General features: G+C 70.9%; 9 protein-coding genes. 5 read left to right on the top strand and 4 right to left on the bottom strand.

The window, feature by feature from the left end; genetic code table 11:
• Positions 1-7 precede the first annotated feature (7 nt).
• The 4 genes from AP234_RS13185 to AP234_RS13170 form a co-directional block, all read right to left on the bottom strand.
• A complete protein-coding gene (locus tag AP234_RS13185) occupies positions 8-1093 on the bottom strand; it encodes a LacI family DNA-binding transcriptional regulator (protein WP_063842886.1) in 1086 nt (361 codons plus the stop codon).
• Positions 1094-1276: 183 nt separating this feature from the next.
• Positions 1277-3526 carry a cellulose binding domain-containing protein gene (locus tag AP234_RS13180; RefSeq protein ID WP_055479911.1) on the bottom strand — a complete coding sequence of 750 codons (2250 nt, stop codon included), beginning with the start codon at positions 3524-3526 and terminating at the stop codon, positions 1277-1279.
• Positions 3527-3974: 448 nt separating this feature from the next.
• On the bottom strand, positions 3975-5396 hold the full coding sequence (locus tag AP234_RS13175) for a rhamnulokinase (RefSeq protein WP_055479910.1): 1422 nt from the start codon (positions 5394-5396) through the stop codon (positions 3975-3977).
• Entirely contained in the window at positions 5393-6430 is a 1038-nt protein-coding gene (locus AP234_RS13170) for a substrate-binding domain-containing protein (protein WP_055479909.1), read from the bottom strand. Before AP234_RS13170 ends, AP234_RS13175 begins: the two co-directional genes overlap by 4 nt.
• A 256-nt stretch (positions 6431-6686) precedes the next feature.
• Here AP234_RS13170 and AP234_RS13165 point away from each other — a divergent pair, with 256 nt between their 5' ends.
• The 5 genes from AP234_RS13165 (at position 6687) to AP234_RS13145 (ending at position 12770) form a co-directional block, all read left to right on the top strand.
• Positions 6687-7004, top strand: a complete 318-nt coding sequence (locus tag AP234_RS13165) for an L-rhamnose mutarotase (RefSeq protein ID WP_055479908.1) — start codon at positions 6687-6689, stop codon at positions 7002-7004.
• 12 nt (positions 7005-7016) lie between these two features.
• On the top strand, positions 7017-8171 hold the full coding sequence (gene rhaI / locus AP234_RS13160) for an L-rhamnose isomerase (protein WP_055479907.1): 1155 nt from the start codon (positions 7017-7019) through the stop codon (positions 8169-8171).
• A 31-nt stretch (positions 8172-8202) separates the two neighbouring features.
• Complete coding sequence (locus tag AP234_RS13155; RefSeq protein ID WP_055479906.1) at positions 8203-10251, top strand: bifunctional rhamnulose-1-phosphate aldolase/short-chain dehydrogenase; 2049 nt, start codon at positions 8203-8205, stop codon at positions 10249-10251.
• A gap of 354 nt (positions 10252-10605) precedes the next feature.
• Entirely contained in the window at positions 10606-11223 is a 618-nt protein-coding gene (locus AP234_RS13150) for a DUF624 domain-containing protein (RefSeq protein ID WP_055479905.1), read from the top strand.
• The gene (locus AP234_RS13145; protein ID WP_055479904.1) at positions 11220-12770 is read left to right on the top strand and encodes an extracellular solute-binding protein; all 1551 of its coding nucleotides are present in this window, start codon (positions 11220-11222) and stop codon (positions 12768-12770) included. The genes AP234_RS13150 and AP234_RS13145 overlap by 4 nt, the downstream gene beginning before the upstream one ends.
• Positions 12771-12782: the final 12 nt, after the last annotated feature.

The raw sequence follows: 12782 nt of genomic DNA, 5'->3' as shown, positions 1-12782 counted from the left end.
CGTCCGTTCACGGCCGGCTCGGGTCTCCCGGTCGCCCTCCCCCGCCCCGTCCGCCCCGGCGACCGGGCCGCGGCGCGCACTCGTGGTCGCTGGAGGTCCGGACCACCAGCTCGGGCTGGAAGACGACGTGCCGATGGCTGTGCTCGTCGCCCTCGAGCGACTCCTCCAAAAGCAGCTCCGCGGCCGTACGGCCGAGCCGGGCACGAGGCTGGCGCACGGAGCTCAGCGGCACCGCGGCGGCCGCGGCGAAGTCGATGTCGTCGTAGCCCACCAGCGCGATGTCCTCCGGCACCCGGATGCCGTGCGCGGTGAGACCCTGCAGCACGCCGAGCGCCAGCAGGTCGTTGGCGCAGAAGACCGCCGTCGGACGCTCGCCCGGGGGAAGGGCCGCGATGTCCTCGGCGGCCTGCCGGCCGGCCGTGACCGACAGGGTCGCCGTCTCGTACGTCTCCAGCCGCGCGTGCGGGGCCCGCTCCGCCAGTGCGGCGGTCGCACCGGCACGCCGGTCGGCCACCTGCCGGATCGACAGCGGGCCGCCGACGTACCGGATCCGCTCATGGCCCCGGTCGGCGAGATGCTCGGCCGCCAGCCGGCCGCCGGCGACGTCGTCGACCGCGACGGAACAGCGGCTCGGATGGCCGGAACCACGGTCGACCAGCACGACGGGGATGCCGTGTGCCACGAACGCGTCGAGGCGCTTGTGCCGGCCGTCGGACACCGGAGTGATGAGCAGCCCCTGGACCCGCTGCTCTTCGAGCATGTCGAGGTAGCGGTGTTCCCGTCGCGCGTCCTCACCGCTGTTGCAGACCACCAGCATCCCGCCGGCGCTCTCGACGACCGCCTCCGCACCACGGATCACGTCGGTGAAGAAGGGATTGGAGACGTCGAGGACCACGATGGCGATGGTCCGGCTGCGACCGGCGCGCAGTTGCCGGGCGGAGTCGTTGCGCACGTAGCCCAGCTTGTCGATCGCGTCGAGCACCCGCCGGCGGGTGGTGGGCGAGACGACGTCGGGCCGGTTGAGCACGTTGCTGACCGTGCCGAGTGACACACCCGCGTACCGCGCCACTTCCTTGATGTTGGCGGATGCCATGTCCCCCTCGACCCGAAGCGTTGGTCTGCGCCGTCTGTGGAAAGTCGCCAGGCGATCCGGCGATCAGCATACATGAAACGATTCATCGAGCAGCCGAGGCGCGAGGCGTACGCGCCTGCGGCCCGCTGCCCGGAAGGGGCGTGCCCTCCGCCACGGGGCTCGCGGCGGAGGGCACGGTCCGGCTCAGGGGAGGTAGACCTTGGGCTGAGGCGGGGTGGCCATGCCGTCGCCGATGAAGAAGCTCGGGTGGGGCGGCTGGTTGTAGGCGGTGTTCTGCCAGGCCAGGGCGACCCGATACTGCGGATCGTGCAGCAGCGTGTGGATCTTGACGCTGGTGACGTGGGGCGTGGAGTAGATCCGCAGGGCCCGGTCGTCACTGGTGGGCCAGATGACCTCCTCGCGCCAGTCGCCCAGGATGTCGCCCGACAGCGACGGGGTGGACTTGGTGCCGTTGTTGGAGTGCACGTTGGAGCCGGTCAGCAGCCGGCTGTCGCCGCCGGTGCCGTACTTGTCGATGTGCGTGCCGTCCAGCAGCTCACGGACCGGGTCGCCGTCCCACCAGGCCAGGAAGTTCGCCGAGGACGGCTTGCGGCCCAGCGTGGCGCCGCTCGGGCTGCGCAGCGAGCCGTCGCGGGCCGACCAGGACTCGGCCCCCGGGCTGCCGGCCCAGATGTCGCCGGAGACGCCGCGGCCGTTGTCGCCGCCGGAGGCGGTGGACCACAGCACCTGCCCGGTGCGTGCGTCGGCGAAGTAGGAGCCGGGCTTGCTTGAGTCCTCATCGACCTTGAAGACCTCCAGCCCGGAACGGCGGGGGTCCAGGTCGCCCACGTGCATGGCGTCGCCGTGCCCGTTGCGGGTGTTCCACAGCGGAGCGCCGTTGTCGTTGATCGCCATCGCGCCGAAGACGATCTCGTCGCGGCCGTCGCCGTCGACGTCGGCCACCGACAGGTTGTGGTTGCCCTGTCCGGCGTACTGGCTGCCCGCGCTGTTGGAGTCGAACGTCCAGCGCTTGGTCAACCGCCCGTCGCGGAAGTCCCAGGCCGCGATGACGGTGCGGGTGTAGTACCCACGCGACATGATCAGGCTGGGCCGCTTTCCGTCGAGGTAGGCGGTGGCGGCCAGGAAGCGGTCGACCCGGTTGCCGTAGTTGTCGCCCCAGGAGGAGACGTTGCCGCGGGGCGGGTCGTAGTCGACCGTGGACATCGCCGCGCCGGTCTGCCCGTTGAACACGGTCAGGTACTCGGGCCCGGACAGGATGTAGCCGCTGGAGTTGCGGTAGTCGGCGCTCGCGTTGCCGATCGTGGTGCCGCGTCCGTCCACGGTGCCGTCGGCGGTCTTCATGGCCACCTCGGCCCTGCCGTCACCGTCGTAGTCGTACACCTGGAACTGGGTGTAGTGCGCCCCGGCGCGGATGTTGCGGCCCAGGTTGATGCGCCACAACCGGGTGCCGTTCAGCTTGATGCCGTCGATGTAGACCGGGTCGGTCACCCCCGACTGGGAGTTGTCCTTGGCGTTGGCCGGGTCCCACTTGAGCACGATGTCGAGCTGCCCGTCGCCGTCCAGGTCTCCCACGCTGGCGTCGTTGGCGCTGTAGCCGCTGCCGGGCGGGCTGATCGGCACGTCCAGATAGCCGTTGCCGAACCGCAGCGAGGCCTCCGAGGCCGGGCCCTCGCTGCCGCCGTCGACCGGCCGCACCGTGTAGGAGGCGTCGGCAGAGGCGCCCGAGTCCAGGTAGTTGGTCGAGTTCGTCACCGTGGCGATCCGGGCGCCGCCCCGGTAGACGTTGAACGACGTGCTGCGCGTGTCCGTGCCCAGCAGCCGCCACGACACCAGATTGCCGCTGCCCGAGCGGACGCTGATCAGGCCCCGGTTCAGATCCTCCATCTGCTTGGCGTCGCCCGGCACCGGCGTGGGGCTGCTGGTGGGCGAGGGGCTGGGGGAAGGAGTCGGGGTCGGGGTCGGCGTGGGAGTCGGCGTGGGCGTGGGAGTCGGAGTCGGCGTGGGCGTGGAGGTGCCGCCGTCGCAGACCGTCCCGTTGAGCGCGAAGGAGGTCGGCGCCGGGTTGGCGCCGTTCCAGGAGGCGTTGAACCCGAAGCCGGCGTCGCCGCCGGGGGGGATGGCGGCGTTGTAGCCCGCGTCGGTCACGGTGACGTCGGCGCCGCTCTGGCCGTGCGTGCCGTTCCACAGCTGCGTGATCTGCTGACCGGCGCCGAAGGTCCAGGTCAGCCGCCAGCCGTTCACCGCGTCGCCGAGGTTGTGGATGGTCACGTTGGCGCCGAAGCCACCCGGCCACTGATTGGTGATCTCATAGCCGACCCGGCACGCCACCGCCGCCGACGCGGGCGACTGAACGGCGACCCCGCCCAGGATCACCGCTGACGCGGCACCGCCGATCAGCGCACGGCTCCGCACTAATCGTGTGAAACGTTTCATTAACACGCCCCAATCAGATGTGGGTTCCTACGGGTCGTTCGGGGATCGTCTGGCCAGGATCCCGGTCCTCGCGCCACGGGTCGGACGCTGCATGAGCGACGGTCACATCACTGCCGCAAAGTGGTTCAGACGGTAAAAATCGCCGATCGCCCCGTCAACTCCGCGACGGTCGAGACGAGAATGCCATGGATAACCGGGCAAGTGATCGCGCAGCTCAGCGCGGCCACGATCCCCATTGCGGGGAACAATGGGGGATGAAAATTTCACACCTCCCACCAGATGTGGGCGCAACTTTTGGGATAGTGGCGAAAGTTCCTCAGCAGGTGAGCGTATCGGTGATATGCCAATGACTTTCGGTGCGCCATTCCCGGCCGCGGCGGACGGCCCGCCCCCATTTCGCGAAACCGGCCGTTCATCCGGCGGCCATCCGGCGGTCTGAAGCGGGTTCCTACCGGATCGCGGGCAGGCGGGACTCGGCGCGGTCCCAGGCGGTCTCCCCGCCCCGGGGACGGTAGGTACGCAGCGGTGCGCTGCGCCGGACGAGGTCGCGGATGTCGTCCACCTCGCCGCGGGCGCGTGCCTGCACCAGGCCGTTGCCCAGGGCGGCCGCCTCGACCGGTCCGGCGACCACGGGCAGCCCCGTGGCGTCGGCCGTCATCTGGCACAGCGTGGCGTTGCGCGCCCCGCCGCCCACGACGTGGACGACCTCGACGTCCCGGCCGCTGAGCCGTACGGCCTGCCGGAGGGTGCGGCGGTAGGCGAGGGCGAGGCTCTCCAGCACACACCGCACGGTCGCCTCCCGGCCGTCGGGCGGGCGCTGGCCGGTGCGCTCGCAGTACCCGGCGATCCTGCCCGGCATGTCGCCCGGCGGCAGGAAGACCGGGTCGTCGGGGTCGATCACGGCGGCGAACGGCCGCGCCCGCGCCGCAGCGGCCAGCAGCCCGGTGAGATCGGCCTCGCCCCAGGCGCGCAGGCACTCCTGGAGGATCCACAGGCCCATGACGTTGCGCAGGTAGCGGGTGGTGCCGTCGAGCCCGCCCTCGTTGGTGAAGTTGGCCAGCCGGCTCTCCTTGGTGAGCACGGGCGCGGGCAGTTCCAGGCCCACCAGCGACCAGGTGCCGGACGAGATGTAGGCGAACCGGTCGCCGTCGGCGGGCACGGCGGCCACGGCGGAGGCGGTGTCGTGCGAGGCGACCGCCGTCACCTCCGCGCCGCCCGGCGGCCCGAGGTCGGCGGCCACCTCGGGCCGCAGCGTCCCGATGGGCGTGCCCGGCGCGCGGAGCGGGGGCAGGATGCCCGGCGGCAGGCCCAGCGTCCGCGCCAGATCGCTTGACCAGGTCCGCGCGCGGACGTCGTACAGGCCGGTGGTGGAGGCGTTGGTGGCCTCGGCCCCGACGGCGCCGGTCAGCCAGTACGAGATCAGGTCGGGGATCAGCAGCATCGTACGCGCCCGGTCGAGGGCGGGCTCGGCGAGCAGCTGGTAGACGGTGTTGAACGGCAGGAACTGCAGGCCGCCGACCTGGTAGAGCCGGTCGGCGCCGAGCCTGGCCGAGACGTCCTCCATGATCCCGGCCGTACGGCGGTCGCGGTAGTGGACGGGGTTGCCGATGAGGCGCCCGTCGCCGTCGAGCAGGCCGTAGTCGACCGCCCAGGAGTCGACGCCCACGGACTCGACCGGCCCCGCGGCCCGCAGCCCGTCGAGGATCTCCCGGTAGAGGGCGAGCACGTCCCAGTGGAGCGTGCCGTTCACCCGGACCGGACGGTTGGGGAAGCGGTGCGCCTCCGTGATCCGCGCCCGCCCGTCCTCGACCCGCACGACCATGACCCGGCCGCTGGACGCGCCGAGATCGACGGCCGCGTGCGCGCTCACGCGCCCTCCCGTTCCGCCGCCTGGGCGCGGCCGGCGGTCGACTCCCGCACGACGAGCTCGGGCTGGAACATGACCTGCTGGTGCACGTGCGTCTCGGGGTGATCGCATTCGTCGAGGAGCAGCTCGGTCGCGATCCGGCCGAGCCGGTGGGTCGGCTGGCGGATCGAGCTGAGCGACACGGCGGACGCGGCGGCGAAGTCGATGTCGTCGTACCCGATGAGCGCCACGTCGCCCGGGACGCGTACGCCCGCCCGCAGCAGCTCGCGCAGGAACCCCACGGCGAGCAGGTCGTTGGCGCAGAACACCGCGTCGGGCAGGCCGGAGGCCAGCAGCGAGGCGGCGGCCCGCTGCCCCTCCCTGGCCGTCATGGCGGGCGCCTCGACGACCTCGATCGCGGTCTCCGGGTCGAGCCCGGCGGCGGCCACGGCCCGCTCGGCGCCCCTCCCCCGCTCGGCGCACTGGCGGATCGAGCGCGGGCCGCTGACGTAGCCGATCCGCCGCGCGCCGAGGGACAGCAGGTGGCCGATGGCCATCTGACCGCCCGCGAAGTCGTTGACGGCCACCGAGCACTCGTCGGGACGGTGCGCCGGATGGTCGACGAGGACGACGCCGATGCCACGCTCGCGCAGCGCGTCGAGCCGGGCCCGGTCGTCGTCCGACGGCGTGATCAGCACGCCGCGCACGCGCTGCTCGGCGAACACGAGCAGGTTGCGCTCCTCCTTGTCCCGCGCGCCCGCCGAGTTGCCGAAGATCACCGCGTAGCCGAGCTCGCTGGCCGCCTCCTCGACGCCGGCCGCGACGTCGGTGAAGAACGGGTTCCCGATGTCGATGACCGACAGGCCGATCGTCCGGCTCTGCCCGGCGCGCAGCGTCGAGGCCGATCCGTGCCGTACGAAGCCCAGCTCCCGGATGGCGCGCAGGACACGCTCACGGGTCTCCGGGGCCACCCGCTCCGGCCGGTTGAGCACGTTCGAGATGGTCCCGGGTGACACGCCGGCGCGGGCGGCGACCTCCCGGATGCTGACGGTCCCCACTGTTCTCCCCGGCCTCTCGGTCGCCGCTCCGATCCGGATCGGATTAAAACGTCTTACTCCCAGATGGCCAGACACTACCGCAGATCTCCTGACAGGAGCGGTGGAGCGGCGCCCCGGCATGGGTGGCCCATGGGGGACATCCGCGTCATCCACCATTGACAAGCGCTGATCGCCGGGCGTAACGTCCCGGGCGACTCGTACTAAAACGTTTTCATCGAGCATCGTGGCGCGCGCCATGCCCTGAGGAGCGTGACCTGTGGAGCGAGTCTGCTTCCTGCTGCGGGTCCGGCCGGACCGGCTGGAGGAGTACCGGGAGCGGCACCGCGCGGTGTGGCCCGAGATGCGGGCGGCGCTGCGCGAGACCGGCTGGCGCAACTACTCGCTGTTCCTGCGGGACGACGGGCTGCTCGTGGGCTATCTGGAGACCCACGACTTCGCGGCCGCCAGGGCGGCGATGGCCGAGCTCGAGGTCAACGCCCGATGGCAGGCGGAGATGGCGCCGTTCTTCGAACGGCTCGACGGTCGTCCCGACGAGGGCATGGTCGCCCTCCGCGAAGTTTTCCACCTTGACTGAATCGGGGATCTGATGAGGGACGACATCAAGGCGGCGTTACGCGGGCAGCGCATCGAGACGCCGTCCTGGGCGTACGGCAACAGCGGCACCAGGTTCAAGGTGTTCGCTCAGGCGGGCGTGCCCCGCGACCCGTACGAGAAGATCGCCGATGCCGCCCAGGTGCACGCGTTCACCGGGGTCGCGCCGACCGTCGCCCTGCACATCCCATGGGACAGGGTCGACGACTACGCGGGGCTCGCCCGGCACGCCGCCGCTCTCGGGGTCGGCATCGGCGCGATCAACTCCAATGTCTTCCAGGACGACGACTACAGGCTCGGCAGCGTCACCAACCCCGATCCGGCGGTGCGGCGCAAGGCGCTCGGTCACCTGCTGGAGTGCGTGGACATCATGGACGCCACCGGGTCGACGACCCTGAAGCTGTGGTTCTCCGACGGGACCAACTACCCGGGGCAGGACGACATCCGCGCCCGCCAGGACCGGCTCGCCGAGGCGCTCGCCGCCGTGTACGACCGGCTGGGCGAGGGTCAGCGGTTCCTGCTGGAGTACAAGCTCTTCGAGCCGGCCTTCTACATGACCGACGTCCCCGACTGGGGAACGGCGTTCGCCCACTGCGTCAGGCTCGGTCCGAAGGCCCAGGTCGTCGTGGACACCGGCCATCACGCTCCGGGCACGAACATCGAGTTCATCGTGGCGTTCCTGCTGCGCGAGGGCAGGCTCGGCGGCTTCGACTTCAACTCCCGCTTCTACGCCGACGACGACCTGATGGTGGGCGCGGCCGACCCGTTCCAGCTCTTCCGGATCATGTACGAGGTGGTGCGCGGCGGGGGTCTGCGGTCCGAGATCGCGTTCATGCTCGACCAGTGCCACAACATCGAGCCGAAGATCGCCGGTCAGATCCGCTCGGTGATGAACGTCCAGGAGGCCACCGCCAAGGCGCTGCTCGTGGACGCCGCGGCGCTGGCCGCCGCGCAGGCGGAGGGCGACGTGCTCGGCGCCAACGCCGTGCTCATGGACGCCTACGACACCGACGTGCGGCCGCTGCTCGCCTCGCTCCGCGAGGAGATGGGCCTGGATCCCGATCCGATGCGGGCCTACGCCCGGTCCGGCTACTTCGAGCGGATCCGGGACGAGCGGGTGGGCGGCACCCAGGCCGGTTGGGGCGCCTGACCCCACGATCACCACCATAGGGGGAAATGTCATGACCACGCCGGTCGAGCAGCTGCTCGAACGCGCCCACCTGCTGGGATCCGATCCCCGCAACACGAACTTCGCCGGGGGCAACGTCTCGGCCAAGGTCACGGCGGTGGACCCGGTCACCGGGTCAGACGTGGAGCTGATGTGGGTGAAGGGGTCGGGCGGCGACCTCGGCACGCTCACCGAGGCCGGCCTGGCCGTGCTCCGGCTCGACCGGCTGCGCGCGCTGAAGGGCGTCTACCCGGGCGCGGACCGCGAGGACGAGATGGTCGCGATGTTCGACTTCTGCGCGTTCGGCAGGCAAGGGGCGGCTCCGTCGATCGACACCGCGATGCACGGCCTGGTCGACGCCGCGCACGTCGACCACCTCCACCCCGACGCGGGGATCGCCATCGCGACCGCGGCCGACGGAGCGGAGCTGACCCGGCGCGTCTACGGCGACCGGGTCGTCTGGGTGCCCTGGCGGCGGCCCGGTTTCCAGCTCGGCCTCGACATCGCCGCGATCAAGGACGCCGATCCCCGGGCCGTCGGCTGCGTCCTCGGCGGGCACGGCATCACCGCCTGGGGCGAGACCTCGGCCGAATGCGCGGACAACTCGCTGTGGATCATCCGTACCGCCGAGGCGTACATCGCCGAACACGGCAGGCCCGAGCCGTTCGGGCCCGTGCTGCCGGGCTACGCGCCGCTGCCGGAACCGGCCAGGCACGAGCGGGCGGCGGCGCTGTTCCCCGTGCTGCGCGGCCTGTGCTCGACCGACGCCCGGCAGGTCGGCCACTACACCGACGGCCCCGAGGTGCTCGACTTCCTGTCGCGCGAGCGGCACCCGGAGCTGGCCGCGCGCGGGACGTCGTGCCCCGACCACTTCCTGCGTACCAAGATCGCACCGATGGTGGTGGACCTGCCCGCCGAAGCGCCGCTGGAGGACGTGGTCGCCCGCCTGGGCGAGCTGCACGCGGCCTACCGGAAGTCGTACCACGCCTACTACGAGCGGCACGCCGCCCCGGACTCGCCGCCGATGCGCGGCGCCGACCCGGCGATCGTGCTGGTGCCGGGCGTCGGCATGTTCTCCTTCGGCCGGGACGGGCGGACGGCCCGCGTGGCGGGCGAGTTCTACGTCAACGCGATCAACGTGATGCGCGGCGCCGAGGCGCTGTCGGTCTATGCGCCGATCGAGGAGTCGGAGCGGTTCCGCATCGAATACTGGGACCTGGAGGAGGCCAAGCTGCGCCGCATGCCGGCGCCCGGGCCGCTGGCCGCCCGGGTCGCGCTGGTCACCGGGGGCGGCTCGGGCATCGGCGCGGCCACCGCGCGCCGTCTGGCCGCCGAGGGCGCCTGCGTGGTGGTCGCCGACCGCGACCCGGCCGCCGCAGAGAAGGTGGCCGCCGAGATCGGGGCCCGTGCCCACCGGCCCGCCGACGCCGCCGTGGCCGTCCTGGCCGACGTCACCGACGAGATCCAGGTGGCCCGGGCCGTACGGCGGGCCGTGCTGGCCTTCGGCGGGGTGGACGTGGTGGTCAACAACGCGGGTCTTTCGCTGTCGCGCCCGCTGCTGGAGACCACGGTGGACGACTGGGACCTGCAGCACGACGTGATGGCCCGCGGCTCGTTCCTGGTCTCGCGGGAGAGCGCCCGCGTCATGATCGATCAGGGCCTCGGCGGTGACATCGTCTACATCTGCTCCAAGAACGCCGTATTCGCGGGGCCGGACAACGTCGCGTACGGCGCGGCCAAGGCCGACCAGGCCCACCAGGTGCGGCTGCTCGCGGCCGAGCTCGGCGGGCACGGCATCCGGGTCAACGGCGTCAACCCCGACGGGGTGGTCCGCGGCTCCGGCATCTTCGCCTCCGGCTGGGGTGCCAGGCGGGCGGCGGTCTACGGCGTGCCGGAGGAGGAGCTCGGCGAGTTCTACGCGCGGCGCACGCTGCTGAAGCGGGAGGTGCTGCCCGAGCACGTGGCGGCGGCCGTGTTCGTGCTCACCGGCGGCGACCTGTCCCGCACCACCGGCCTGCACATCCCCGTCGACGCGGGCGTTGCCGCCGCCTTTCCGCGCTGAGTCGCCCGCCCCCGCCGCGTCCGGTGGCGCCTCGCCGGAGCGGCGGGTGCGTCCGGGCCGGGCCCGGTGTCGGCACCGGCATCGGCTGGCGCGTTCTCCGCCGATAGGGGTTACATCCCGATTTCCTGTGAATTACCGCCTCCTGTCATCTGCCTGCTGCGTCGGGGAATCTTGGGCCTTGTGGAATCGGGAGAAGAACGTTTTAATCCCGATAACGCGTCGTGCGCACCGACGACGGACCGCTTCGCGATTTCGCACCACCGATCGTTCCCCACCCGCATCCACAGGGCAGGTAGAAGCACCGGTGAAATCTCACGTTCATACGTACACATCCGGCCGGGACATCGGCACGCGATGACCGGCTGGTCTATCCGGACCTACGTATTCTGCGACGAGCTGCTGTGGGCGGCCCGGCTGAATCTCCTCTGGATCGCGTTCACCCTGCTGGGCGGCGTGATCCTGGGCATCGGCCCGGCCACGGTCGCGGCGTACGCCGTGGCGAGACGGCACGCGATGGGTGAATCGTTTCACACCCGGCGGGAGTTCGCCGCGGTCTACCGCAGGGAGTTCGCACGCGGCTCGCTCCTGGTGCTTCCACTGGTGGCGGCCGGCGTCATCCTGGCCGCCGACTATCTGTACTTCACGGCCACCGAGGCGGCGGCGCTCCGGCTGACGACCTACACGGCCCTGGTCGCGCTGGTCGTGGTGGCCGCCCACCTGCTGCCGATGTACGTGCACTACGACCTGCGTCCCCTCGCGTGCCTGCCCAGGGCGTCGCTGTTCGCGCTCGCCCACCCCGCAGGCTCGGTCCTGCTGCTGTTCTGCCTGATGTCGGTGACGGTGGCGGCCGCGTCGTTCCCGGTCCTCGCGCTCACGCTCGCCGTGGGCGGCTGGATCCAGCTGAACACCTGGCTCTGCCTGCGCTTCTTCGCGGAGAACGAGGCACGTCTGAGCTCGAAAGGCAACCGATGAACACCATCCCCCACCGGCTGCTCGCCGGCGCGGTAGCGATAACAGCCGCCTTCGTCACGGCCGCCTGCTCCGCGGGCGACGAGCCGGGCCCGGGCAACGAGCTGACCGTGATGGCCCCCCTCTTCGGCACGGCTCCCGACCCCGGCGGCGAGATGCAGCAGGCGGTCGAGAAGCTGGCCGGGAAGAAACTGAAGATCACCTGGGTGCCCAACGCGGAGTACGGCGACAAGACCAACGTCACGCTGGCCTCGGACCGGATCCCCGACCTCATGGTGATCCAGGATCAGAAGAGCCCGTCCTTCGTGAAGGCCGCGGAGGCCGGAGCGTTCTGGGACCTCACCGACAAGCTGGACAAGTACCCCAACCTGAAGCCCAGGAACGAGCAGACGCGGCTCAACTCCTCGACCAACGGCAGGAACTTCGGCGTTTACCGGGTCCGCCCGCTGCTCCGCTCGGCCGTACTGCTGCGCAAGGACTGGCTGGACCGGCTCGGCCTGGATCTGCCCAAGACCACCGACGACCTCTACGAGGTCGCCAGGGCCTTCACCGAGAAGGACCCCGACGGCAACGGCAAGAAGGACACCTACGGACTCATCATCCCGAAGTGGCCGACCCCGGTCTTCAACGCCTCCAGCCCGTACAACGCCGTCGACGTCTGGTTCGGCGCCCCGAACGGCTTCGGCATGCGCGACGGCAGGCTCGTCCCCGAGTTCGACACCCCGGAGTTCTTCGCGGCCAACCGCTACCTCAAGAAGATGATCGACGAGGGCCTGGTCAACCCCGACTACGCCACGCTCGACACGGGCAAGTGGAACGACCCGTTCGTCCAGGGCAAGGGCGGCATCATCATCGACGTCAACGTCCGGGCGACACAGCTGTACGGCCTGCTGAGGGAGAAGTATCCGGACGACTACACCGGCATGCTCGCGATGACCGGCAACCTCTCCCGTCCCGACGGGCAGAAGTTCTCCCTGCCCTTCCTCGGCTACAACGGCATCATCGCGATCTCCAAGCAGCGCATCAGAACCGAGGAGCAGCTCGACGACACCCTCAGGGCCCTCGACCGGCTGGCGTCCGAAGACGGGGCGATCCTGCTCACCAACGGCATCGAGGGACGCAACTTCAAGGTCGAGGACGGCTATGCCGTACTGATCAATGAGGACGACCCCGCGGTCAAGACCATCAACAACGACGTCGACTGGGGCTTCATCCAGCTGGGCACCACGGCCAGCGTCGGCGTGGGCGGCGACGCCTACGAGCGCAAGCCGGCGAGCGAGGCCGAGCGGGACAACCTGCGGCTGCGCAAGGAGCTGGAGGAGCTCGACCTGCGGACCGCCGTGCACGACCCCACACTGCCCTATGTCTCGCCCACGCTGACGGCCAAGGGCGCGACCCTGCACCCGATCGTCAGCGACGCCCGGATCAAGTACCTGGCGGGCGAGATCACCGAGGGGCAGCTCAAGGACGAGATCAAGCGCTGGTACGACAGCGGGGGCGGCCAGGTCGTCGCCGAGTTCCAGGAGATGGTCACCAGGGGCGGCAGCTGATCGCGCGACGAA

The organism is Sphaerimonospora mesophila (assembly GCF_001417795.1).
Taxonomy (GTDB): Bacteria; Actinomycetota; Actinomycetes; order Streptosporangiales; family Streptosporangiaceae; genus Sphaerimonospora; species Sphaerimonospora mesophila.
The sequence above is the reverse complement of the archived record's forward strand: the minus strand, read 5'-3'. Positions and strand labels throughout refer to the sequence as shown.

What these genes read in the sequence shown, in the direction of transcription:
- AP234_RS13185 (WP_063842886.1), bottom strand. Translation starts at nt 1,093, where the DNA reads ATGGCATCCGCCAACATCAAGGAAGTGGCGCGGTACGCGGGTGTGTCA.
- AP234_RS13180 (WP_055479911.1), bottom strand. Translation starts at nt 3,526, where the DNA reads ATGAAACGTTTCACACGATTAGTGCGGAGCCGTGCGCTGATCGGCGGT.
- rhaI (WP_055479907.1), top strand. Translation starts at nt 7,017, where the DNA reads ATGAGGGACGACATCAAGGCGGCGTTACGCGGGCAGCGCATCGAGACG.
- AP234_RS13155 (WP_055479906.1), top strand. Translation starts at nt 8,203, where the DNA reads ATGACCACGCCGGTCGAGCAGCTGCTCGAACGCGCCCACCTGCTGGGA.
- AP234_RS13150 (WP_055479905.1), top strand. Translation starts at nt 10,606, where the DNA reads ATGACCGGCTGGTCTATCCGGACCTACGTATTCTGCGACGAGCTGCTG.
- AP234_RS13145 (WP_055479904.1), top strand. Translation starts at nt 11,220, where the DNA reads ATGAACACCATCCCCCACCGGCTGCTCGCCGGCGCGGTAGCGATAACA.